This is a genomic window from Streptomyces odontotermitis, assembly GCF_050510915.1.
In the GTDB taxonomy this organism is placed as follows: domain Bacteria; phylum Actinomycetota; class Actinomycetes; order Streptomycetales; family Streptomycetaceae; genus Streptomyces.
This window is the reverse complement of the sequence record NZ_JBNJLS010000029.1, coordinates 79,597-103,082: the sequence shown is the minus strand read 5'-3', so window position 1 is coordinate 103,082 and position 23,486 is coordinate 79,597. Positions and strand designations below refer to the sequence as shown.

General features: G+C 73.0%; 14 protein-coding genes and 1 riboswitch. Of the genes, 6 read left to right on the top strand and 8 right to left on the bottom strand.

The window, feature by feature from the left end:
• Positions 1-359 precede the first annotated feature (359 nt).
• Positions 360-908, bottom strand: coding sequence for a MarR family winged helix-turn-helix transcriptional regulator (locus ACQB60_RS42630; protein ID WP_496931470.1), 549 nt, complete (start codon positions 906-908; stop codon positions 360-362).
• Between the two features lie 116 nt (positions 909-1,024).
• Here ACQB60_RS42630 and ACQB60_RS42625 point away from each other — a divergent pair, with 116 nt between their 5' ends.
• Positions 1,025-2,293 carry an MDR family MFS transporter gene (locus ACQB60_RS42625; RefSeq protein WP_496931475.1) on the top strand — a complete coding sequence of 423 codons (1,269 nt, stop codon included), beginning with the start codon at positions 1,025-1,027 and terminating at the stop codon, positions 2,291-2,293.
• Positions 2,294-2,334: 41 nt separating this feature from the next.
• Here the strand turns inward: ACQB60_RS42625 and ACQB60_RS42620 are convergent, their stop codons facing one another.
• A complete protein-coding gene (locus tag ACQB60_RS42620; RefSeq protein ID WP_496931469.1) occupies positions 2,335-3,999 on the bottom strand; it encodes an ATP-binding SpoIIE family protein phosphatase in 1,665 nt (554 codons plus the stop codon).
• Positions 4,000-4,141: 142 nt separating this feature from the next.
• Positions 4,142-5,533, bottom strand: coding sequence for an NAD(P)/FAD-dependent oxidoreductase (locus ACQB60_RS42615; RefSeq protein WP_496931468.1), 1,392 nt, complete (start codon positions 5,531-5,533; stop codon positions 4,142-4,144).
• 374 nt (positions 5,534-5,907) lie between these two features.
• On the opposite strand from ACQB60_RS42615, the gene ACQB60_RS42610 reads away from it, so the two are divergent.
• Together ACQB60_RS42610 and ACQB60_RS42605 are read left to right on the top strand one after the other, a co-directional pair.
• Complete coding sequence (locus tag ACQB60_RS42610) at positions 5,908-6,705, top strand: TetR/AcrR family transcriptional regulator (protein WP_496931467.1); 798 nt, start codon at positions 5,908-5,910, stop codon at positions 6,703-6,705.
• Positions 6,706-6,905: 200 nt separating this feature from the next.
• On the top strand, positions 6,906-8,840 hold the full coding sequence (locus ACQB60_RS42605; RefSeq protein WP_496931466.1) for a sigma-70 family RNA polymerase sigma factor: 1,935 nt from the start codon (positions 6,906-6,908) through the stop codon (positions 8,838-8,840).
• Positions 8,841-8,947: 107 nt separating this feature from the next.
• Here ACQB60_RS42605 and ACQB60_RS42600 read toward each other — a convergent pair whose 3' ends face one another.
• Positions 8,948-12,481: an AfsR/SARP family transcriptional regulator gene (locus ACQB60_RS42600; protein WP_496931465.1), complete on the bottom strand. Its 3,534-nt coding sequence runs from the start codon at positions 12,479-12,481 to the stop codon at positions 8,948-8,950.
• A 378-nt stretch (positions 12,482-12,859) separates the two neighbouring features.
• Complete coding sequence (locus ACQB60_RS42595) at positions 12,860-14,953, bottom strand: asparagine synthase-related protein (RefSeq protein WP_496931464.1); 2,094 nt, start codon at positions 14,951-14,953, stop codon at positions 12,860-12,862.
• 815 nt (positions 14,954-15,768) lie between these two features.
• Between ACQB60_RS42595 and ACQB60_RS42590 the strand changes: the two genes are divergently transcribed.
• Both ACQB60_RS42590 and lhgO read left to right on the top strand, forming a co-directional pair.
• On the top strand, positions 15,769-17,205 hold the full coding sequence (locus ACQB60_RS42590; protein WP_496931463.1) for an NsdA family TPR-like regulatory protein: 1,437 nt from the start codon (positions 15,769-15,771) through the stop codon (positions 17,203-17,205).
• Between the two features lie 158 nt (positions 17,206-17,363).
• On the top strand, positions 17,364-18,569 hold the full coding sequence (lhgO, locus tag ACQB60_RS42585; RefSeq protein ID WP_496931462.1) for an L-2-hydroxyglutarate oxidase: 1,206 nt from the start codon (positions 17,364-17,366) through the stop codon (positions 18,567-18,569).
• Here lhgO and trmB read toward each other — a convergent pair.
• A complete protein-coding gene (gene trmB / locus ACQB60_RS42580; RefSeq protein WP_496931461.1) occupies positions 18,566-19,384 on the bottom strand; it encodes a tRNA (guanosine(46)-N7)-methyltransferase TrmB in 819 nt (272 codons plus the stop codon). The two genes, lhgO and trmB, sit on opposite strands and share 4 nt — an antisense overlap.
• 316 nt (positions 19,385-19,700) lie before the next feature.
• On the opposite strand from trmB, the gene ACQB60_RS42575 reads away from it, so the two are divergent.
• Positions 19,701-21,059: a PrsW family intramembrane metalloprotease gene (locus ACQB60_RS42575; RefSeq protein ID WP_496931474.1), complete on the top strand. Its 1,359-nt coding sequence runs from the start codon at positions 19,701-19,703 to the stop codon at positions 21,057-21,059.
• A 10-nt stretch (positions 21,060-21,069) separates the two neighbouring features.
• Here ACQB60_RS42575 and ACQB60_RS42570 read toward each other — a convergent pair whose 3' ends face one another.
• Together ACQB60_RS42570 and ACQB60_RS42565 are read right to left on the bottom strand one after the other, a co-directional pair.
• Complete coding sequence (locus ACQB60_RS42570; RefSeq protein ID WP_496931460.1) at positions 21,070-22,014, bottom strand: aldo/keto reductase; 945 nt, start codon at positions 22,012-22,014, stop codon at positions 21,070-21,072.
• 215 nt (positions 22,015-22,229) lie between these two features.
• Positions 22,230-23,315 (bottom strand): M23 family metallopeptidase, encoded by a 1,086-nt coding sequence (locus ACQB60_RS42565; protein WP_496931459.1) that lies wholly within the window; start codon positions 23,313-23,315, stop codon positions 22,230-22,232.
• A gap of 11 nt (positions 23,316-23,326) precedes the next feature.
• Positions 23,327-23,474, bottom strand: a riboswitch (cyclic di-AMP (ydaO/yuaA leader).
• Between the last annotated feature and the right edge of the window lie 12 nt (positions 23,475-23,486).

The following is a 23,486-nucleotide window of genomic DNA, read 5'->3' as shown; positions in this document are numbered from 1 at the left end:
CTCGGGGTCCTGCTCCGCTTTCCGGCCTTTCGGCCTTCCGGCGGTGTCGACTCTATCAGATCCTTTCGGGCCTGATTCCCGGTCAACTCGGGCTGTCTTTGCGGCTGTTGGGCCGTTCCGACGTCCAAAACCTTAGCGGATTCTTCCCGCGGTTCATAATCGAGCCGTGGAATTGAATTCGGGCACGCCGAATTCGTTCCCGTGGGAAGTTGTGCTGATGGTTTGGTGTGCCGCTTGAGCGGCGGGAGGTGCTGTCGCAGAACCGTTACGGCTCCGTGGCAACCCGAAGAACCTTACGGATCGGGAGGGGGGCTGTCAACCCCCCTCCGGTGAACCTCGATGAACCTCTGTCGTGCCCGTCAGTCCAGGTCCGTGAGGCGGCCGCCCGCGTCGGGCTGGGCGTGCTCCACGCGGCGCAGGAGGCGGGTGAGGACCGCGCCGAGCGTGCCGCGCTCGTCCTGGGAGAGGTCCTGGAGCAGGTCCTCCTCGAAGACCGAGGCGAGGCGCATCGCGTCCAGCCACTTCTCCCGGCCCTCCGCGGTGAGCTCGACGATCACGCGTACGCGGTTCGACTCGTCGCGCTCGCGGGTGACCAGGCCCTCCGTGACCATGCGGTCGATGCGGTGCGTCATGGCCGCCGGGGTCAGACCGAGCCGCTTCGCCAGGTCGCCCGGGCCCATTTGGTACGGGGGGCCGGACAGGACGAGGGCCTTGAGGACCTCCCACTCGGCGTTGCTGATGCCGAGGGTCGCGGTCTGGCGGCCGTAGGCGACGTTCATGCGGCGGTTGAGGCGGCCGAGGGCCGAGACGATCTGTTCCACCTGGGGGTCCAGCCCCTGGAACTCCCGTTGGTACGCGGCGATCTGCTCTTCAAGTGTCGGCTCACCTGAGCCGGGCGCGTCAGCCATGGGCCGCAGTATGGCACGGCCTCGGTTGGCATTGAAGTCCTTCGGTATGTATTGTTTAGCTCCTAACTTTAGCTTCGAAGTCTTCACTCCTAAGGCAGGTGAAAGTGACCAGGGCGATGGGCGCGCAGATGCGCCGGATCCACGTGGGCAACGCACTGAGTGCGTTCGGTCTCGGCTTTACCGTCCCCTTCCTGTACGTCTACGTGGCGCAGGTCCGGGATCTCGGCGCTGTGACGGCGGGCCTCGTGCTCGCCGCGTTCGCCGTGGCCGCGCTGATCGTGCTGCCCTTCTCCGGTCGGGCCATCGACCGGCGTGGGCCGCTGCCCGTACTGATCGTCGCCCTGCTGTCCGCGGCCGTCGGCGCGATGAGCCTCGGGCTGTCCAGCAGCCCGGAGCTGGTCCTGCTGTCGGCCGGTCTGCTCGGAGCCGGACAGGCCGTGATGCAGCCGGCGCTCGCGACGATGATCGTGGAGTGCTCGACGCAGGAGACCCGCACGCGCGCGTTCGCCATGCAGTTCTTCCTGCAGAACCTGGGGCTCGGCGTCGGCGGCCTGATCGGCGGCCAGATCGTCAAGCACGAGCGGGCCAGTGACTTCACGCTGCTCTTCGCGATCGAGACGGCCATCTTCCTCGTCCTGATAGCCGTCATGCTGACCGCGCGCATGCCGCGGTCGGCGCGGATCGCGGACGCCACCCCGCAGGCCAGGGGCAGCATGAAGGACGTCTTCCGCAACCGCACCATGCTGCAGCTGTGCGTCCTGGGCTTCGTGCTCTTCTTCGCCTGCTACGGCCAGTTCGAGTCGGGCCTGAGCGCCTACGGCGTCGAGGCCGCCGGGATCTCCCCCTCCACCCTCGGCATCGCGCTCGCCGCCAACACCGGCGCCATCGTGATCGCGCAGTTCGCGGTCCTGCGGTTCGTCGAGCGGCGCAAGCGCTCGCGGGTGATCGCGACCGTCGGGCTCATCTGGGCCGTCGCGTGGATCGCCGCCGGTTACGCGGGCATGGGGCACGGCAGCCAGGCCATGGCCACCGCCGCGTTCATCTCGACGTACGCGCTGTTCGGGATCGGCGAGACGATGCTCGCGCCGACCGTGGCGCCGCTGGTCGCCGATCTGGCGCCGGAGTCGATGGTCGGGCGCTACAACTCGGCCTTCGCGCTGGTCAAGCAGCTGGCGCTCGCGGTGGGCCCGGCGGTCGGCGGGCCGATGGGGGCCACGCTGCACGCCCCGTACATCGTGACCTTCCTGCTCTTCTCGCTCGGTATCACCGTGCTGGCGCTGCGCCTCGGCAAGCGGCTCACGCCCGCACAGAACCACCCGTACAAGGAGCGCAGCCGCGTCGTGGCGCAGGGCAGCCCCGCCGAACCGGTGGCGGCGAGCTCCTGAAACACCCCTCTCCGTAGGCCCCGGTTTTCCGAAACCGGGGCCTACGCGCGTGGGAGGGCGAATTCGCACCAGACGGCCTTGCCGCCGCCCGGGGTGCGGCGCGAGCCCCAGCTCGACGCGATCGTGGCGACGATGGCGATGCCCCGGCCCGCCTCGTCCGCGGGCTCGGCGCGACGGCGGCGCGGCAGGTGGTCGTCGCCGTCGGTGACCTCGATGATCAGCCGGCGGTCCGTGCGGCGCAGGCGCAGGCGCATGGGCGGGGTGCCGTGCTGCAGGGAGTTGGCGACGAGTTCGCTGGCGGCGAGGACCCCCAGGTCGTTCAGCTCCGCCGGGAAGCGCCAGCTGGCGAGGACTCCGGTGGCGAAGGCACGCGCGCGTGGAGCGGCCTCCACCCCGCCGAGCAGCTCCAGGGCGGCGTTGCGGAACAGCTCCGCGTCGCCGCCCGTGCGGGCGGGGTGCTGGAGGACCATCACGGCCACGTCGTCGTCGTGGTCCGCGGTGACGCCGAGGGCGCGGATGAGGCGGTCGCAGACCACCTGGGGCGTGCCGGTGGCGCCCGCGAGGGCGTGCTCCAGGGCGGCGACGCCCTCGTCGATGTCCTCCTCGCGGCGCTCGACCAGGCCGTCCGTGTAGAGCACCGCGGTGGAGCCGGGGCCGAGCGGGACGGAGCCGGAGGCGTGCAGCCAGCCGCCGGTGCCCAGCGGCGGGCCCGTGGGTTCCTCGGCGCGGTGGATCGTGCCGTTCTCGTCGCGTACGAGGATCGGGAGGTGGCCGGCGGAGGCGTAGACCAGGCTCCCCTCGTTCGGGTCGTGGACCGCGTAGACGCAGGTGGCGATCTGGCTTGCGTCGATCTCCGCGGCGAGGCCGTCCAGGAGCTGGAGGACCTCGTGCGGGGGCAGGTCGAGGCGGGCGTAGGCGCGGACCGCGGTGCGGAGCTGGCCCATGACGGCCGCCGCGCGCACGCCGCGGCCCATCACGTCGCCGATGACGAGGGCGGTGCGGCCGCCGCCGAGGGTGATCACGTCGTACCAGTCGCCGCCGACGGCGGCCTCGGTGCCGCCGGGCTGGTACGTCGCCGCGATGCGCAGGTCGTCGGGCTGCTCCAGCTCCTGGGGCAGCAGGGAGCGCTGCAGCGTGACGGCCGTCTCGCGCTGGGTGCGCTCGCTGGCGCGCAGGCGCTCGGCGGCCTCCGCGTGGTCGGTGACGTCGGCGGCGAAGACGAGCACCCCGCCCTCGTCTGCGTCCTTCGCGGAGCTGCCGAGCGGGAGCGTCACCGGGGTGCACGTGAACGTGTAGGAGCGGCCGCCGGGCGCCTTGCGGGATTTGACGGTGCGGGGCTTGGAGCTGCGCAGGACCTGGTCCAGGAGCGGCAGCAGGCCGAGCTCCTCCAGCTCGGGCAGCGCCTCGCGCGCGGGGTCGCCGGTGGGGCGGGTGCCGAAGGCGGCGGCGTACGCGTCGTTGACGTAGGCGACGCGGTGGTCGGGGCCGTGCACGAGGGCGACCAGGGCCGGGATGCGGTCGAGGATCTCGCGCACCGGGAGGTCCTCGACGGCGGGGGCGGGTGCCGCCTCGTCCGCGAGGTGCTCGGCGCGGGCCGCGGGCACCGAGCTCTCGCCGCGCTGCGCCGGGGAGATGCTGTGGTCGGTCCGCCCTGCGGCGCGGCGCTGCGTTCCGGGGAGCCGGGCGCTCCAGCGCGTGAAGTTCACTGCGGTTGGCCTCGTGATGTCGCTTCTGGATCGGGCTGGGTTGGCCGGCGGTCCGGGCCCGCCCATGGTCACACGAACAGTCTGGCCGAGCGGACTGACATCCGTCAGACGCCGGTCCAGTACGGGGAGTTCCTCCTTGCGGTCAGGAGGACTCCTTCGGGCGCTCGCCCCCGGCCGCGAGTTCGAACTCCGCACGGGGGTGTTCGAGCGACCCCAGGGAGACGATCTCGCGCTTGAACAGGCCGGAGAGGGTCCATTCGGCGAGCACACGGGCCTTGCGGTTGAACGTCGGCACTCTGCTCAAGTGGTAGACGCGGTGCATGAACCAGGCAGGGTAGCCCTTCAACTTCCTTCCGTAGACGTGCGCGACACCTTTGTGCAGTCCCAGTGACGCCACGGAGCCCACGTACTTGTGCTCGTACTCCTTGAGGGGCTGTCCGCGCAGGGAAGCGACGATGTTGTCGCCGAGCGTTCTGGCCTGGCGCACCGCGTGCTGGGCGTTCGGCGCGCACTCCGTGCCGGGCTCGGCCGCGGTGACGTCGGGGACGGCGGCCGCGTCGCCCGCGCCCCACGCGTGGTCGGCGCCGTCGACCGACAGCTGGGCGGTGCACTTCAGGCGGCCGCGTTCGGTGCGCGGCAGGTCGCTGGCGGCGAGGATCGGGTGGGGCTTGACGCCCGCGGTCCACACGAGCGTGCGCGTCGGGAAGCGGGCGCCGTCGCTGAGTACGGCGACGCGGTCCTCGCAGGAGTCGAGCCGGGTCTCCAGGCGTACGTCGATGTTGCGCCGCCGCAGCTCGCGGACCGTGTACGTGCCCATCTCCGCGCCGACTTCGGGCAGGATCCGGCCGGACGCCTCGACGAGGATCCACTTCATGTCCTCGGCCTTGACGTTGTGGTAGTAGCGCGAGGCGTAGCGGGCCATGTCCTCCAGCTCGCCGAGCGCCTCCACGCCCGCGTATCCGCCGCCCACGAAGACGAAGGTCAGGGCGGCGTCGCGGATGGCCGGGTCGCGGGTGGAGGAGGCGATGTCCATCTGCTCGAGGACGTGGTTGCGCAGCCCGATGGCTTCCTCGACGGTCTTGAAGCCGATGCCGTGGTCGGCGAGGCCGGGCACGGGCAGGGTGCGGGAGACGGAGCCGGGGGCCAGGACGAGTTCGTCGTACGCGATGTCGACGGCGCCCGTGCCCTCCTCTTCCGTGGCGAGGGTGGTGACGGTCGCGGTGCGCTTCTCGTGGTCGATGGACCGGGCCTCGCCGATGACGATGCGGCACTGGTCCAGGACGCGGCGCAGCGGCACGACGACGTGGCGGGGCGAGATGGAGCCCGCGGCGGCTTCGGGCAGGAACGGCTGATACGTCATGTAGGGATCGGGTGTGACGACGACGATCTCGGCCTCACCCCGCTTCAGTTCCGGTTTCAGTTTCTTCTGCAGACGCAGCGCGGTGTAGAGGCCGACGTAGCCGCCTCCGACCACGAGAATGCGCGTACCGGGTGGGGATGCGGGGGTCGTGCCCCGGGAGATGGCAGCCGTCACCCGTCCATGACGCACTGGGGCAGCGGGTTTGTCCACAGGCCCGGCAATTTGTGTGACCGGAGGCGGTGCGCGGCTCGCCGTGGGCGGGAGGTCCGGGTCTTGAGAAGGTGTGCAGGTCAGCGGGGGAGAAAGGGGGAAGAGGAGGGGGTGCAATCGGGTCGGAATCGGTGCGTACTCCGATCGGGGGGCGGTCCGTGCGGAACCCGCCTCTTCTGAATTGACTCCCGCTCAACTATGTTCGTGGGACGTCGGGGTGTCGGGGGATGCGCTCGTCGGGTCCGGAGATCCGGGCCCATCGACCGTTCAGTCCGCACACTTCGGTAGCCAATGGCGGGGAGTGTCTCCGGGGGGAGACGTCATTACCGGGGGAACGTATGCACATTCAGGACTCTCAGTGGACTTCCGCGACCGCGTCGGCAGCAGCCGTCGCCACGGGCGGAAATGGACGGGATCACGGAGAAGGGGCGCGCACGACACCGTTGCGCGTAGACGCACAGCGCAATCTTGAGCACGTACTGCGCGCGGCCCGCGAGGTCTTCGGCGAGCTGGGGTACGGCGCGCCGATGGAGGACGTGGCCCGCCGCGCGCGCGTCGGTGTCGGCACGGTCTACCGGCGCTTCCCCAGCAAGGACGTGCTGGTGCGGCGCATAGCCGAGGAGGAGACCTCCCGGCTCACCGACCAGGCGCGCGCGGCGCTGGGGCAGGAGGACGAGCCGTGGTCGGCGCTGTCGCGCTTCCTGCGGACGTCGGTCGCCTCCGGCGCGGGCCGGCTGCTGCCGCCGCAGGTGCTGCGGGTCAGCGTCGCCGACGAAGGAGCGGGGCACGAGGACGAGGCACGGGTGCCGCAGCAGCGGCAGTCGCCCACGCCGCCGCGCGAGCTGCGCCTGATCGAGCAGCGCCAGCCGACGGAGGACACCCTCGCGGCGGACGCCTCGGCGGCGGAGGCCGTCGCCGGGATCGACGCGGGCGCGGTCGAGCTGCTCGAGGTCGTCGGCCGTCTGGTCGAGCGGGCCCGGGCCGCGGGCGAGCTGCGCGCGGACGTGACGGTGGCGGACGTTCTGCTGGTGATAGCGACGGCGGCGCCCTCGCTGCCGGACGCGGCTCAGCAGGCGGCGGCCTCGTCGCGGCTGCTCGACATCCTGCTGGAGGGGCTGCGGTCGCGTCCCGCGTGACGGCTCAGCCGGGCGACAGGGCTCAACTCCGCCTGACCGAACGGTAGTTGAGCCTTCCCCGCAAGGGTGAACGATAGTGCTGGCTTGCGGGAAGTCGCCCCGGATGAGTGGTTGCCGGACATCTCTGTCCACCTCTGGTCGCCCTTGTGGCACTCTTTCCCGGTGGTCGGGTCTGAGTGTGCAAGCGGGGGCTTTCCGCGATGAGTGGTGACGGGCGGGACGAGCCGTCCTCGGAGACCGGAGCGCTGCCCTCGCGGCAGGTGCCGAGCCAGGGCGGTCCGATCGGCGGCGGTGGAGCGCACGGCGGCGACGCCGGTGTGCGCCCGCAGGACGCCAGTGTGCCTCCGCAGCGGGAGGTCGGCAGGGAGCCTTCGGGCACTCCGGCCGGTCCGGCCGCCGCGGGCAGGGCGGGTGAACTCCCTTCGCCCGACGCCGACTTGATCGCCCGCATGCGCGCGGGCGACGACTCGGCGTACGAGGAGCTGTACCGCCGGCATGCCGAGGCGGTGCGCCGCTACTCGCGTACGTGCTGCCGGGACGCGCACACCGCCGACGACCTCACGGCCGAGGTCTTCGCACGGATGCTGCAGGCCGTCCGCAGCGGCAGCGGGCCCGAGCACGCGGTGCGCGCCTATCTGCTCACCACGGTGCGCCGGGTCGCGGCCGGGTGGACGAAGTCCGCGAAGCGGGAGCAACTGGTCGAGGACTTCGCCGTGTTCGCGGCGCAGGCCGCCCGCAGCTCCGAGGTGTCCGACGACGACACCCTGGACCTGGGTGCCGACGTCCGCGCGATGCACGAGGCCGAGCAGTCGATGGCCATGCAGGCGTTCCGGTCCCTGCCGGAGCGCTGGCAGGCGGTGCTGTGGCACACGGAGATCGAGGACGAGTCGCCGAGCGAGGTGGCCACGCTCTTCGGGCTCGACGCCAACGGCACCCGAGTCCTTGCCAAGCGGGCGCGCGAGGGCCTCAAGGAGGCGTACCTCCAGGCCCATGTGAGCACCACGCTCACCGAGAGCGAGGAGTGTGCGCGCTACGCCGACCGGCTCGGCGCGTACGCCCGGGGCAGCCTGCGGACCCGTGCCGAGCGCGGGCTGCGCAAGCACTTGGAGGAGTGCGCCAAGTGCCGCCTCGCGGCGGGCCAGATCAAGGAAGTCGCCAGCGGCATCCCCGGTGTCGTGCCGATCGCCGTCATCGGCTGGTTCGGTGCCGCCGGGTACGCGAAGGCGGCCGCGCTCATCGGCGGTGGCGCCGCGGGTGCGGGTGCCGCCGGAGCCGCCGGTGCGGCGGCCGCGAGCGGAGGCTCGTCCGGCAGTGCGGGCGCGGGCGGTGCGGCGGCCTCCGAGGGGCTGGGAGCCCCGGCGAAGGCGGGCATCGCGGCGGGGGTCGTCGTGGCGGCGGGGGTCGCCGTGGCGATCGCGCTCGCCGGTGACCCGCAGCCCAAGGAGAAGCCGAAGGCGGCCCACTCGTCCTCCGCCCCCGTCGTCCAGAACCCGCCGCCCGAGAAGCCGAAGCCCAAGCCGAAGCCGAAGCCGCCGCCTCCCGCACCGAAGCCGACCCCGAAGCCCACTCCCCCGCCCAAGCCGAAGCCGACCCCGACGAAGGAGAAGCCCAAGCCGAAGCCGCCGCCCCCGCCGAAGCCCACGCCCACCCCCACCAAGGAGAAGCCCAAGCCTCCTCCTCCGCCGCCTCCGCCACCGGCCCCGAAGGTCTACCAGTGGAGCGAGCTGGAGTACGGCGCCCTCGGGGACGGCACCAAGCCCGAGATGCGGCTCGGCGAGAGCAGCTGGGTGTGGCAGCGCTACGGCATGACGATCGCCGACAAGCAGTACACGCACGGCGTGACGGTGCACGGGAACTCCTCGGTCACCATCGACCTGAACCGCAGCTGCTCCACGTATGAGGCGATGGTCGGCATCGACGACATGACGCTGGGCCTCGGCTCGGTGCAGTTCTCCGTGTACGCGGACGGGGCGCGGCTGTGGCAGTCGCCGATCATGAAGGGCGGTGACCCGGCGGTGCCCGTGCAGGTGGGTCTGACCGGGCGCAAGACGATCAGGCTGGTCGTGGAGCCGCACACGCCGTTCGACTCCGTGGCCCTCGCGGACTGGGCGCAGTCGCGGATGCGCTGCACCTGAGGCACGCCCCATCGGCCGGGCGCCTCTTCGGGTCGGTCGGCTTCAGGTCCGTCGGCTTCAGGTCGGTCGGCTTCGGATCCGTCAGCTTCAGGTCCGTCGGCTTCAGGTCAGTCGGTCATCGACTCGGCCAGCTCCGCGATCGCGTCCTCCACCGTGAGGGCGGAGCCCTTGGTGCACTCCGCCTCGTACCGCTCGGGGCCGAGCGCGGCCAGCGCCTCGGCCTCCACCCGCTCGGCCTCGGCCCGCTCCGGCATGGGACGCGGGTGGCCGTCCCGCAGGCGCGCGCCCGCCGCCAACAGGCGTGCCGCGCGCGGGTGTTCGCCGCAGCAGCCGAGGAGGTGTGCGACGCAGTCCACGAGGGAGGCCAGGACGACCTCGGCGCACTGGGCCTCCACGGCGGCGCGCAGCCCTTCGGCGATGACGGGCAGCGCGCTGCGCGGGCCCGTCTCGGCGGCGGTGATGCGGGCCTCGATGGCGCACCCGGCCGCGTCGAACTGCGGTGGCGGCGTGCCGCGTTCGGTCTCCGCGCGGGCCGCGACCAGCAGGGTGCGGGCCCGGGCCGTGTCGTTCTCCTCCAGGGCGAGCAGGGCGCTCAGCAGGCTGACGAAGGCGCGCGAGTCCGCCACCCCGTACCGGTCGGCCTCGGCGCCCGCCTCCTCCAGGACCTTCGCCGTCACCTCCACGTCACCCGCGCGGTAGGCGATCTCAGCGAGCCGGGCGAGCAGGAAGGGGGTCTCCCCGTAGGCCCCCACTTCGTAGGCGAGGCGCAGCGCCTCCTCGTACTCCTCGCGGGCCTCCTCGTTCAAGCTGCGGGCCATCGCTGCCTCGCCCGCCGCGCTGCACACCTGGGCGCGCAGCCAGCGGTCGCCCACGCGGCGGCTGAGCGTGCGCAGTTCCGCGAGGTAGCCGTCGACGCCCTTGAGGTGGCCGGGCATGTCGACGGCCATGTGGGCCCGGAACATGAGGGTGATGGCGAGCTCCCAGTCACCGCCGTAGCGCCGGCAGTTGGCGATCACCAGGTCCGCCGAGGCGCGCGCGGTCTCCGCCGACTCACCGCTGAAGAAGAGCAGGAACGGCCAGACCAGGCCGGGGAAGCGGGCCGCGGCCGGGCCGCCGTGCTCGAAGGCGGCACGCACCTCGTTGACGTAGCGGAGGTTCTCCTCGTCGCTCAGCTCATGGGCCGCGGAGCGCGACTCGATGACGACGAAGAGGTGCAGCAGCCGCAGGGTCATCGACGGCCAGTACAGGGGGTCGTCCGGGTCCTTGGGGGCGGTGTGGAAGGTGGTGCGGGCGGTGGCGATGGGGAGGGTTGCGGGTGCGTCGCCGTTCAGGGTCGGGGCATTCGGTTCATTTGGCTTGTTTGGGTTATTCGGATTGTTCAGGTTATTTGGCTTGTTCGGGATACTCGGTTTGTTCGGGATACTCGGTTTGTTCGGTTCATTCAGTTTGTTCGGGCTCTTCGGGTGGCCGATGTTCAGGATGCGGCTCACCCAGTCCGCGCTCTCCCTGCGGTAGTTGCGCAGCCACCAGAACCAGGACGTGGCGAGGGCCAGGGCAAACGCCTGTTCCTCGTCGGCGGCCTCGATGGCGCGTCTGAGGGCGGCGCGGATGTTGTCCAGCTCCGTCTCCAGGCGGGCGATCCACGGGAGTTGCTCCGCCGAGCGCAGCAGGGGGTCGGCCTCCTCTACGAGGGCGCGCACCCAGGCGCCGTGGTGGCGGACGGCGGCCGCGAGCACGTCCGGGGTCTCGGCGGCGCGCTCGCGCGCGTACTCGTGGATGGTCTCCAGCATCCGGTAGCGCATGCCGCCCTCGCCCCCGTCGCCGCCGCGTCCCACCGGTGCCGCGAGGAGCAGGGACTTGTCGACCAGGGCGCCGATGAGGTCGGCGACGGGGCCGAACTCCGCGGCGCCCGCGCAGACGGCCTCGGCGGCGCCGAGGTCCCAGCCGCCCGCGAAGACGGAGACCTCGCGCAGAACCGTCCGCTCGGCCTCGTCCAGGAGGTCCCAGGACCAGTCGACGACCGCCCTGAGGGTCTGCTGGCGGGGCAGGACGGTGCGGGCTCCGCTGGTCAGGAGGCGGAAGCGGTTGTCGAGGCGGTCGGCGATCTGGCGGGGCGTGAGCATCCGCAGACGGGCCGCGGCCAGCTCGATGGCGAGCGGCAGGCCGTCCAGGCGGCGGCAGATCTCCGCGACGGCTTCGGAGTCGCCGTCGGGGTCGAATCCGGGCCGTACCGCCCGGGCCCGCTCCGTGAACAGGCGGTACGCGGAGTCCGGCGGCAGCGGCTCCACCGGGCGCACCGACTCCCCCGGCACGCCGAGGGGTTCACGGCTGGTGGCGAGGATCGTGAGGTCCGGGCAGTGCGTCAGGAGGGTCTCGGCGAGCTCGGCGGCGGCGCCGATGACGTGCTCGCAGTTGTCGAGGATCAGGAAGGGGCTGCGCTGGGCGCAGTACTCGATGAGCAGGGCGACCGGGTCGTCGTGCGGGGCGGTCATCTCGTTGGTCGCAAGCACCGTCTCGCGCAGGCCGAGCGCGCTGACGACGGCGCCGGGGACCGCCTCGGGGTGGTCGAGCGGGGCTAGCTCGACCAGCCAGGCGTGGGGGTGGCTGGCGGCGACTTCCTCGGAGAGGCGGGTCTTTCCGGAGCCGCCGGGGCCGGTGAGGGTGACCAGGCGGGCCTGTCTCATGTCCGAACGGATGGAGGCCAGTTCGGGTTCCCGGCCCACGAAGGAGGTGAGGCGGGTGCGGAGGTTGCCTTGGGGGTCGGGGCGGGTGGGGCCGGTGGGGTGGCTGGGGTGATCGGGGTGGCTGGGGTGGCCGGGTCGGTTGGGGTGGTCGGAGTGAGAGGGGCTCGGGGGGCTGGAGGGCTGCTTGGGGCTGGGGGTGGGGGTGGGGGTCGCTGTCAGCAACTCCGTGTGCAGTGCGCGCAGTTCGTGGCCCGGGTCCGTGCCCAGGCCGTCGGCGAGGATGCGGCGGGCGTCTTCGTAGGCGGCGAGCGCGTCGGCGTTGCGGCCCGCGGCGCGCAGGGCACGGAGGAGGAGGGCGTGCAGGGGTTCGTCGTACGGGTGTGCCGCGGTGAGCTCCCTCAACTCCGGTACGACGTCCATGGCTTGCCCCAGGAGGAGGTCGGCCTCGATACGCGCGCGCGTGGCTTCGAGTCGGCGGGCCTCGGGGCGGGTGGCGGCGGAGCGGTCGGGGAGGTCTGCGAGGGCGGGGCCGCGCCAGAGGGCGAGGGCGGCGCGGAGGGTGCGGGCGGCGGTCTCCGGGTCGTTGTGCTCGAGGGCGGTGGTGCCTTCGCGGGTGAGGCGCTCGAAGCGGAAGAGGTCGATGTCGTCGGGGGTGGTGGTGAGGCGGTAGCCGCCGTTCTCCGAGGCGACGGCGGACTTGCCGAGGGCGCGGCGCAGGCGGCCCACGAGGGCCTGGAGGGCGGCGGGGGCGTCGGTGGGGGCGGCGGGGGTGGTCGGGGTGGTGGTTTCTGTGGCCGTGGTGCCCCATACCTCGTCGATGAGGGTGTCGACGGTGACCGTTCGGTTGGGGCGGAGGGCCAGGGCCGCTAGGAGGGTGCGCAGGCGGGGGCCGCCCACGGGGAGGGGCTTGCCGTTGTCGTCGTACGCCTCTGTGGCGCCCAGGATTCCGTACCGCACCGGGTCATTCTCGCCCGTTCGGCTCGCGGGTGCGGGTTCATGGGTGCGGGTTCGCGGGTGGGGCGGGGTGGGGACGCGGCGGTATGTCCGTCCTCGAAACGCCTCGGGCGCCCGACGGGTACATGAGTACTGGAGTGGGTGGGGTGCTGTACTGCGGGCGGACATACCGCCGCGTCCCCACCCCTCCCGCCGGTGGCTCGTCTGCAGGCCGGTGGAGGTGCCTTTCAGCCCGTCCGGCGTTTGAGGACGAGGCCGTTCAGGCCGATGGGGGGTCTGGGGGCGCAGCCCCCGGGTGGGTGCGCCAGGGGCGACGGAGTCGCCGTATCGGGAAGGGGCGGGGTTGGGGAAAAGCTCCCGGCAGGGGCACCCGCACCCGCCCTAACGCCCCGCCCCCAAAGCCCCCCTCTCGGGGACGACAGTCCCCGTCGGTACCGCCCGCTGCCGCGCCGGCGTCCCCGTCCAGCACGTGCCCCGCCGCGACAGCAGCCGCCGCAGCCACAGCTCCGTGGAGACCAGGTCGGCCAGCCCGTCCAGGGGCAGCGACTCACCCTCCGCCGCCGCCCGCAGGGCCTTGCGGACGACGCGGGCCTCGACCAGGCCCGCCTGCGCGAGCAGCGGTGTGTCGAAGAGGGCGATCAAGTCGTCCGCGGCGACGCGGAGTCCGGTACGGGCCGCCGCCGCCGAGGAGGCGTGGGAGGGGGCGCCCCAGCCGGGGGGCAGCTCGGCCACGCCCGCGCCCTCCAGGACGGTGCGGAGGATCGCGGCGCGGGCCCCGGGCTGGACGCGCAGGGGCTCGGGAAGGGCGCGGCAGGCCCGTACGACCTGGTTGTCCAGGAACGGGGCGTGCAGGCGCTGGAAGCGGACCTCGGCGGCCTGCTCCAGGACGCGGAGGTCGGCGGCGTGGCGGGCCAGGGCCGCGCGGGCGCGGAACTCGCCGGGGCGCTGGCCGGGTCCGGGTCCTGGGCGGGTCGTCGTCTCCTGGAGGCGAACCGATACTTCAGCGAGCGCCTCACCGGTCAGCCAGCGCGCGGCGGGGCCGGGGCGGGCCCAGGCCAGGGCGGCGAGGGAGGCGCCGACGGTGCCGCCCGGCTCGTCGAAGTGGCGGTGCAGGAGACGGTCGGCGAGGGACTCGACGCCCGAGCGGTGCGGGGTCTTGGAGAGGCGTCGCGCGGCGCCGTACACGCGCGCGGGGACCATGACGGAGCTGGCGTCCGCGCTCTTCGCCAACGCCACCATGGGGCGCACCAGATGACGTCGGCGCCGGTCCATGAGGAGGTCGGCCAGGCGCGCGGGGTGGGCGTCGAGGACCTGGCGGGCGCCGTAGCCGGTGAAGTGGTCGGCGCTGCCCGAGGCGAGGCGGGCGCGGTGGCGCTGGGCGGCGATGAGGGTGGAGCTGGGTTCGTCGGTGAGGGGGCCGTCCAAGTCCGCGTAGGGGAGGGCCTCTTCGCCCGCCGCCACTACTACGTGGTGCAGACGGGGGTTGGAGGCGATGGCGCCCGCCCGCTCCAGTTCGGCCTCGCGGCCGTTGACCGCCAGGTCGTTGAAGGTGACCGCAAGGAGGCGTTCGCCCGCGCCCGTTCCGTGGCCCAGGACCGTGCCGGGCATGCCGGGGAGACCGGCCGCAAGGAGGGCGAGGGTTCCCGAGGCGGGTCCTCCGGAGAGGTCCGCTCCGATGCCGGGCACCGGCATGCCCCGGGCCGCGCGCCGTTCGGCGGGGCCCATGCCGGGGACGGGGCCCGGGTCTATGTCCGTGCCGGGTACGTGGCGCGGTGCGCCGAGCCGGGCCCGTACGGCCTCGACGAGGGCGTCCCGTACGCCGTCCACGGCGCTGTTCGCGTCGCCCGCGGGGGCCGCGACGGCGAGCGAGGCCACGGGCTCGTAGCCGGCGATCTCGCGGGCGCCCGTGCGGAGGATGAGCGCGTGGCCGGGCGGGACGCGGCGGACGCCCTGGTAGGGCGTGGAGTCCTGGAGCGCCTCGGGGACGTCGGGGGCGGCGAGCAGCGCCGCGAGGTGGCCGATGTCGAGGTGGGCCTCGATGAGGTCGGCAAGGGGCAGCGCGGCCGTCGCGTAGGCCGTGCCCTGTGCCCAGGGGGTGTAGAACACGGGCCGTGCGCCCGCGAGATCGCCCGCGATCATGACGCGGCGGCCGACCTGGACCACCGCCGTGTAGCTGCCGGACCAGGCGGTGAGGTGGCGCAGGGCTCCCCCGCGCGCGGCGAAGAGGGCCACTCTGAGCTCCTCGTCGGAGGCGCCGCAGATGCCGAGGACCGCTATCCGGGTCTCGGCGTCGGCCTTGACCACCCGCACCTCGTCGGAGCGCCAGTCGCCGACGGCCCACAGCGGATCCGGGTCGCCCCACAGGAGTTGGGAGCCGACGGGATGGACGGTCTCGCCGTCGTCACCCGTGGTCCCGGCCGCTCCGGGCAGCGGACTCCTTGCGGTGGCACTGCTCCACCCCACCAACCACCGCATCGCCGCCTCCACAGGCTGTGGACAAACCTCAGGACAACCAGTGCACCGAAGAACGTGGGCACCATGCTGCCACGAAGGCGGCGTGCAGGAGGGGCTACGGAGCTGGCCGCACTCCCCTGAATGCGCCCCGGAAGAGCCGCAGTTGAGCCCCGCGCGAGCCCCGCATGAGCCCCGTACACGCCATGGTTGATCCTCGTACGGGACCGGGCCGCAGGACGCGGTCATGGCCCTCTCCTTGCGGGCGCATACCGTTGCGCGCGCTTTTCACCGCTCGGAGAGGGGTCGTGTTTCGGCCAAATCGGCCGGGTCGGCACGCAGCGCGGAACCGCCCGTGGGCGGCCTCGTCCAACGCACAGCCCGGGAGGCGATGTTCGCCTCCCGGACCGGTCCGCCGCCCGCGGGGATGGAGGCGGCGGTGTCCCCCAGCCCACTGACTCCAGCGCAGCGGGCCGACCCACGCACCGCCCATGGAAGCGCTCCCCCTGTGGCCGGAGAAGAGCGCACGGACGGGCGCACGGCCACACGCACCGGAGCACACCACCGCGCCGCCGTACTTCCGTACGGACAACAATCTCGCCATACGGAACTGCGCCTCTTAACGCTTGGGATGCGGCGAACTACGCTGTGTGTGCTGATGTTTTCGCGGAGGCATATACCTCGGGGCTCGGCCAAGTGCTCTTGCGGGAGGCCGGTATTCCGGGGCGCTGCCCCACGGCGGGTGGGTGGCCGAGGTGACGCTGTCCCCGGGGGAACGCAGCACGAATGCCGCGCGGTCGAGCCACTGCCCGGCAGCCGTCTGTGTCGAGGGGTGGCGCATGTCCAGGGAGCAACGCGGGCCGAACGAAAAGCTCGGCACCGTTCTCGCCCTCGCGGGAATCAGCAACGCGGGACTCGCGCGCAGGGTCAACGACCTTGGCGCTCAACGCGGGTTGACGCTTCGCTACGACAAGACCTCGGTCGCCCGGTGGGTGTCCAAGGGCATGGTGCCCCAGGGCGCCGCGCCGCACCTGATCGCGGCCGCCATCGGGCAGAAACTCGGCCGCCCGGTGCCGCTCCACGAGATCGGCCTGGCGGACGCGGACCCCGCCCCCGAAGTGGGCCTCGCCTTCCCGCGCGACGTGGGAGCGGCGGTGAAGTCCGCCACCGAGCTGTACCGCCTCGACCTCGCCGGGCGGCGCGCGGGCAGCGGCGGCATCTGGCAGTCCCTCGCGGGCTCCTTCGCCGTCAGCGCGTACGCGACGCCCGCCTCCCGCTGGCTGATAACCCCGGCCGACAGCTCGGTCGCCCGGGACGCCTCCCGGGACGCCGCGCCCGCGGAGGACAGCGGCGCCCCCATGAAGGTGGGCCACAGCGACGTCCTGAAGCTGCGCGAGGCCGCCGAGGACGCGCGCCGCTGGGACTCCAAGTACGGCGGCGGGGACTGGCGTTCGTCGATGGTCCCCGAGTGCCTGCGGGTCGAGGCGGCACCCCTGCTGCTCGGCTCGTACTCGGACGAGGTGGGCCGCGCCCTCTTCGGGGCGAGCGCCGAACTGACGCGCCTGGCCGGGTGGATGGCGTTCGACACGGGCCAGCAGGAGGCCGCGCAGCGCTACTACATCCAGGCGCTGCGGCTCGCGCGCGCGGCGGCGGACGTGCCCCTCGGGGGCTATGTCCTCGCCTCCATGTCCCTCCAGGCGACCTACCGGGGCTTCGGCGACGAGGGCGTGGACCTCGCGCAGGCCGCCCTGGAGCGCAACAGGGGCCTGGCCACCGCCCGCACCATGAGCTTCTTCCGTCTCGTCGAGGCACGCGCGCACGCGCGCGCCAGTGACGCGCACGCCGCGGGCGCCGCCCTGAAGGCCGCCGAGGGCTGGTTGGAGCGCGCCCGGGACGGGGACAACGACCCGTCGTGGCTCGGCTTCTACGGCTACGACCGCTTCGCCGCGGACGCCGCCGAGTGCTACCGCGACCTGAAGGCGCCCCGGCAGGTCCGCCGCTTCACCGAGCAGGCGCTCTCCCGGCCGACGGAGGAGTTCGTGCGATCCCACGGATTGAGGCTCGTGGTGTCCGCGGTCGCCGAGCTGGAGTCCGGGAACCTGGACGCGGCGTGCGCGCAGGGCGTGCGGGCCGTGGAGGTCGCGGGCCGCATCTCGTCCGCGCGGACCACGGAGTACGTGAAGGACCTGCTGCACCGCCTGGAGCCGTACGGGGACGAGCCCCGCGTCGCGGAGCTGCGGGAGCGGGCCAGGCCGCTGCTGATGGCTCCGGCGTAGACCCCCGGGTGGCCCGGGGGTGAACGGCCGCCGGCGAACCGGCGGCCGGTCCGCGTCCGCGCCCGCACCGGGTTTGGCGGCGTTGTCAGTGGCGCAGTGCACTATTCGTGGTGGCAGCTGTTCGTGGTGGGAGGTTTCGTGGTGGGAGGTGAGGCCGGGTGACCGAGTTCGCGTACGACTGCGATGTGCTGGTGATCGGCGGCGGCATCGTCGGTCTGTCGACGGCCTATGCCATGACCCGCTCCGCGCCGGGCACACGCGTCACGGTGCTGGAGAAGGAGCCGGGCCCGGCCCGCCACCAGACGGGGCGCAACAGCGGCGTCATCCACAGCGGGATCTACTACACCCCGGGCTCCCTCAAGGCGCGGTTCGCGGTCCGGGGCGCCGCCGAGATGGTCAAGTTCTGCGCGGAGTACGGGATCGCGCACGAGGTCACCGGAAAGCTGATCGTCGCCACCGAGCGCGAGGAGCTCCCCCGCCTCCACGCCCTCGTCCAGCGCGGCAGGGAGAACGGGATCCCGGTGCGCGAGCTCGGCCCCGCCCAGATCGCGGAGTACGAGCCGTCGGTGCGCGGCCTCGCCGCCATCCACGTCGGCACGACGGGCATCGTGGACTACGGCACGGTCGCCGAGCACCTGGCCCAGGCATCCGGCGCCGAGGTGCGCTACGGCTCCGAGGTGGTCCGCATCGACCGCCGCCAGGGCCGCGGCGTCGCGGTGCGCACGGCCGACGGGGCGATCGTCCGCGGCCGCGTCCTCGTCAACTGCGCGGGCCTCCACTGCGACCGCGTGGCCCGCCTCACCGGGGACGAGCCGGGCATGCGGATCGTCCCCTTCCGGGGCGAGTACTTCGACCTGGCCCGCCCCGAGCTGGTGCGCGGCCTCGTCTATCCGGTGCCCGACCCGGCCTTCCCCTTCCTCGGGGTGCACCTCACCCGCGGCATCCACGGCGGCGTCCACGTGGGACCGAACGCGGTCCCGGCACTCGCCAGAGAGGGCTACGACTGGTCGGTGATCCACCCCCGCGAGCTCGCCGGCACCCTCGGCTGGCCCGGCTCCTGGCAGCTCGCCCGCAAGCACTGGCGCTACGGCGCGGGCGAGCTGCACCGCTCCGCGTCGAAGTCGGCGTTCACGACGGCGGTGCGCAGACTGCTGCCCTCGGTGAAGGCGGACGACCTGGTGCCGGCGACGGCGGGCGTGCGCGCCCAGGCGGTGCTGCGGGACGGCACGCTGGTCGACGACTTCCTCATCAAGGAGGGCCCGCACGCGGTGCACGTGCTCAACGCCCCGTCCCCGGCGGCCACGGCATCGCTGCCCATCGGCCGCGAGGTGGCCCGCCGGGCGCTCGCGGCGCTGGCGCTCTAGGCCCCGCCGGATGTGCCGGACGTTCCACCGGACCTGCGACGGAAGAGGAGGTCGTGCACCACATGCCCCTTGTCGAGGCCCTGCCCCTCGAAGCGGGTGAGCGGCCGGAAGTCGGGCCGGGGCGCGTAGCCGCCGTCCTCCCGCGTGTTCTCGAAGTCGGGGTGCGCGCCGAGGACTTCGAGCATCTGCTCGGCGTACGGCTCCCAGTCGGTCGCGCAGTGCACCAGGGCGCCCGGCTTGAGGCGGGGCGCGACGAGGGAGAGGAACTCGGGCTGGATGAGCCGCCGCTTGTGGTGCCGCGCCTTGGGCCAGGGGTCCGGGAAGTAGACGCGGAGCCCGTCCAGGCTCTCCGGGGCGAGCATCTCGCGGAGCAGGATGATCGCGTCCCCGTTGGCGACGCGGACGTTCTCCAGACCGTTCCGCCCCGCGAGCCCCAGCAGGTTGCCCATCCCCGGGGTGTGCACGTCCACGGCGAGGATCCCGGTGCCGGGGTCGTCGGCGGCCATCTGCGCGGTCGCCTCCCCCATCCCGAAGCCGATCTCCAGGACGACGGGCAGCCCCCGCCCGCCGAACAGCTCGTCCAGGTCGAGGACGCGCTTGCCGTCGATGTCGAGCCCCCACACCGACCAGTACTTCCGCAGCGCCTCACCCTGGCTGGTGGTGACCCGGCTGCGGCGCGGCTGGAAGCTGCGGATGCGGCGCTCGAAGTGCGAGCCCGCGGGGTCCGGGGACGGGCCGTCGGGGAAGCGCGGCTCGCCGCCCCGCGGGCGGGGGGACTCGGCGGGGGGCTGGGGAGAAGGCTGGGAATCAGACACAGTGCGGGCAATTTTACGGGGCCTCGCGGCCCCGCGGGCCACGCCCCGTTCACGGGGCCCCGCGCCCCCTCGGACCACGTCCGGGCCGATGGCCTGCGACGCCACCGCACCCGCCCCGGCGGTCCGCGCCCCGGCCGAGGGCCCGAGGCACCGTCGCGCCCCGCCCCCCACCCTCGTTAGGGTCGACGCCGTGGCCACCGATTCTCCGTACGAGGCGTACGGCGCGCAGCACGCGTACGACGCGTACGGGACGCACCCCGCGGAGACACATCCCGCGCCCCCGGCTCCGTCCCCCGACGGCACCGGGCACCCCGGCCTGCGCACGCCCCGCCCGCACTGGTGGCAGCGGCGGGCCGTCCGGGCCGGCGCCCTGGTGACGCTGCTCGCCCTGTCCGGCCTGGTGATCCTCGCGCTGGTGCGGCAACAGACCGGCACCGAGGGCTTCCTGGTGGGGCTCGGCCTCGCGACGCTGCCGGTGCCGCTGCTCGTCGCGGCGTTCCGCTGGCTGGACCGGGTGGAGCCGGGGCCCTGGCAGAACCTGCTGTTCTCGTTCTCCTGGGGCGCCTGCGCGGCGGCGCTCATAGCCATCGTCGCGAACAGCTTCGCGACCCGCTGGATAGCCACCGCGACCGCGGACCCCACCAGCGCCGACACCCTCGGCGCCACGGTCATAGCGCCCATCGTCGAGGAGAGCGCCAAGGCCGCCGCGGTCCTGTTGATCTTCCTGTTCCGCAGACGCGACTTCACCGGCATCGTCGACGGCGTGGTCATCGCCGGGGTCACCGCCACCGGCTTCGCGTTCACCGAGAACATCCTCTACCTCGGCAACGCCTTCGGCACCGACCAGCTCAGCGGCGCCGACGGCGGCCTCGCCACCTCCGTCACGGCGGCGACGTTCTTCGTGCGCGTCGTCATGTCGCCCTTCGCGCACCCCCTGTTCACCGTTCTGTCCGGCATCGGCTTCGGCGTCGCCGCGCTCTGCGCGGAGCGCCACCACGTGCGCCGCGCGCTGATCCCGGTCGGCGGCCTGCTCCTGGCCATGGGCATGCACGCGCTGTGGAACGGCTCGGCGACCTACGGCGACTACGGCTTCATCACCGTCTACGGCCTCTTCATGGTGCCCGCGTTCGGGCTGCTCACCTGGCTGATCATCTGGACCCGCCAGCGCGAGCTGCGCACGGTCCGGGCCGAGCTGCCCGCCTACGTCGTCACGGGCTGGCTCACCCCGCCGGAGCCGTACGCGCTCGGCTCGATGCGGGCCCGCGCCATCGCCCGCGACTACGCGGCCCACACCTTCGGCAAGCAGGCGGCCCGCACGGTCGCGCAGTACGAGGCGCACGCGACGTCCCTCGCGTTCCTGCGCCACCGGGGCCGCCGCGGCCGGGCGGGCGCCGACTTCGTCGTACGGGAGCGGGAGTTGCTGCACGCGCTCTGGGAGCGCCGCGAGGTGGCCCGCCCCGCCCTCGCGTACGCGGCACAGGCCACGGCGCCGGTCCGGGTGCCGCCGCCGCACGGGCTGCCGGTGCAGGGCGCGCCGTACGGGATGCCGGTGCACGGCGCACCGTACGGGTTCCCCGCGCAGGGCGGCCCCCCGTACGGATACCCGTACGGGCAGCCGACGGCGCCCCACCCCTCGTACAACGACCCGGCCCACAACCCCTACCGGGGCGGCTGAAGGGCCTCGCTCAGGCGCTTGCCTCCGTGAGCCGCGCGACCTCAGCCTCCGTCAGCTCCAGGTCCGCCACCGCGAGCAGCGCGGGCAGCTGCTCCACCGTGCGCGCCGAGGCGATGGGCGCCGCCACGGTGGGCCGGGCGGCGAGCCAGGCGAGGGCGACCGTCGCGACCTCGGCGCCGCGGTCCAGGGCGATCTCGTCGAGGGCGGCGAGCACCTTCGTGCCGCGCTCGGTACCGACGTGCTTGCCCGCGCCCGCGGCCCGCTGGCTCTCCACCGTCGTGCCGGGGCGGTACTTGCCGGTGAGGAAGCCGGAGGCGAGCGCCCAGTAGGGGACGGCGGCCAGGCCGGCGCGGGACGCGACCTCCTGGAGCGGGCCCTCGTAGGTGTCGCGGGAGACGAGGTTGTAGTGCGGCTGCAGCGCCACGTACCGGGCGAGGCCCTCGCGGTCGGAGAAGTCCAGGAACTCCTGGAGCCGCTCGGGGGAGATGTTCGACGCGGCGATCTCGCGGACCTTGCCCGCCGTCACCAGCTCGTCGAGCGTGCCGATGATCTCCTCGACCGGGACGTCCGGGTCGTCGTAGTGCGTGTAGTACAGGTCGATGTAGTCGGTGCCCAGGCGGCGCAGGGAGGCGTCGGCGGCGGCCTTGATGGTGTCGGCGCGCAGGCCCAGGTACTCGGGGTGGCGGGAGACCTTGGTGGCGATCACGACGTCGTCGCGCCTGCCGCGCGCCCGCAGCCAGTTGCCGATGACGGTCTCGGACTCGCCGCCCTTGTTGCCCTCCACCCACGCCGAGTAGGCGTCGGCGGTGTCGATGAAGTTGCCGCCCGCGGCGGTGTAGGCGTCGAGCACCGCGAAGGACTGCGCCTCATCGGCAGTCCAGCCGAAGACGTTGCCGCCGAGGGAGAGAGGGAAGACCTCGAGGCCGGAAGAGCCGAGCGTGCGAAGAGAAGTCATGCTCCGTCAACGCCCTTACGGATCAGGGAATTCCATGCTCCGTACACTCTTCTCGGCCGTTCGCGGGCGTGCCGGACCGGCAGCCCTGACGTCGGGGGGTTGCCGCCAGGACCGCCGGGGATCAGGAGTGAGTACCGCTCACGGATGACCGCTCGCTGCCCACCGCACACCGCTCACCGCATGCCGCTCACCGCATGCCGCATGCCGCCGCGGTGTCAGGGAGTGAGGCCCTTGTCACGGAGCCAGGCGGCGGGGTCGACACCGGTGGACTGGCCGCCCGGGTGGACCTCCAGGTGCAGGTGCGGCCCGGTCACGTTGCCGGTGGCGCCGACGCGGCCGATGACGTCACCGGTGCGGACCTTCTGCCCGGCGCTGACGTTGAGCGAGGACTGGTGGCAGAACCACAGCTCGGTGCCGTCGTCCAGCTCCAGGACCGTGCGGTAGCCGTACGCCCCGGCCCAGCCCGCTTCCTTGATGGTGCCGGAGTGGATGGCCTTGATCGGGGTGCCCGTGGGGGCGGCGAAGTCGAGGCCCGTGTGGTAGCCGGAGGACCACATGGAGCCGGGCTGCCCGAAGGTGCCGGTGACGGTGTACGAGGCGACGGGGAGCGTGTAGCTCTTCGCGAGCTTGGCGAGGCGCTCGGCCTCCGCCTTGCGCTTGGCCTCCTCGGCCTTGCGCCTGGCCTCTTCGGCCGCCTTCTTCTTCGCGGCGGCGACCTTCGCCTCGGCGGCGTCCTGTGTGGCCTTGGCCTCTTCGTTGGCCTTCTTCACGGCGGCCGCCTCGGCCGCCGCCTGGGCCTTGTCGTCGACCTGGTCCTGCTGGTTCTCGGCCTGCTGCATGATGCGGGCGCGCAGTGCCTCGCCCGCGTCGGTGGTGCCCTGCTCGGCGTCCTGAGTGGTGACACCGGCGCCGGTGAGCGGGGCGGCCGCGGGGCCGGAGGGCTCGGACGAGTCCGAGTCGGATATCAAAGAGCCCACGCCGGGAAGGGACTTGGCCTCCGGCAGCGAGTCCTTGACCGCGTCCACGCCCGGTATGTCGGGCATCGATATCGCGACCGGCGACTTGCCGTCCTGCGCGGTGGCGATGCCGCCCGCGCCGACAGCGGCTATGACGCCGACGCCGAGGACCGTGGAGCTGCGGGCGAACCCGCCGCCCTTCTTGTGCACACGGTGCCTGCCGCGGACGGGGCGGACGGAGTCCTCGGTCGGATTCCACTCCTCCCAGGATTCCTCGTCGTACCCGCCGAAGTCGTCGTCATTCGGCACGTACACGGCTTGGGGGGCAGGCCGGTTGGACGCCACTGGGGCGCACTCCTTTCCTTCCTTCTCGCCTACCGGGTTAGCTGACGGGTTCGGAGCAGGAAGGTCTCCTACGAACATCTGGCACGGAGGCACAGATGCCCGATTCACCCCAAGTTGGTGGTTCCCCGGCTCCCTTGCGGGATTAGGCGTGTGCGCACGGAGCCGACTCGT

What these genes read in the sequence shown, in the direction of transcription:
- ACQB60_RS42605 (WP_496931466.1), top strand. Translation starts at nt 6,906, where the DNA reads ATGAGTGGTGACGGGCGGGACGAGCCGTCCTCGGAGACCGGAGCGCTG.
- ACQB60_RS42590 (WP_496931463.1), top strand. Translation starts at nt 15,769, where the DNA reads ATGTCCAGGGAGCAACGCGGGCCGAACGAAAAGCTCGGCACCGTTCTC.
- ACQB60_RS42630 (WP_496931470.1), bottom strand. Translation starts at nt 908, where the DNA reads ATGGCTGACGCGCCCGGCTCAGGTGAGCCGACACTTGAAGAGCAGATC.
- ACQB60_RS42625 (WP_496931475.1), top strand. Translation starts at nt 1,025, where the DNA reads ATGGGCGCGCAGATGCGCCGGATCCACGTGGGCAACGCACTGAGTGCG.
- ACQB60_RS42570 (WP_496931460.1), bottom strand. Translation starts at nt 22,014, where the DNA reads ATGACTTCTCTTCGCACGCTCGGCTCTTCCGGCCTCGAGGTCTTCCCT.
- ACQB60_RS42610 (WP_496931467.1), top strand. Translation starts at nt 5,908, where the DNA reads ATGCACATTCAGGACTCTCAGTGGACTTCCGCGACCGCGTCGGCAGCA.
- ACQB60_RS42595 (WP_496931464.1), bottom strand. Translation starts at nt 14,953, where the DNA reads ATGCGGTGGTTGGTGGGGTGGAGCAGTGCCACCGCAAGGAGTCCGCTG.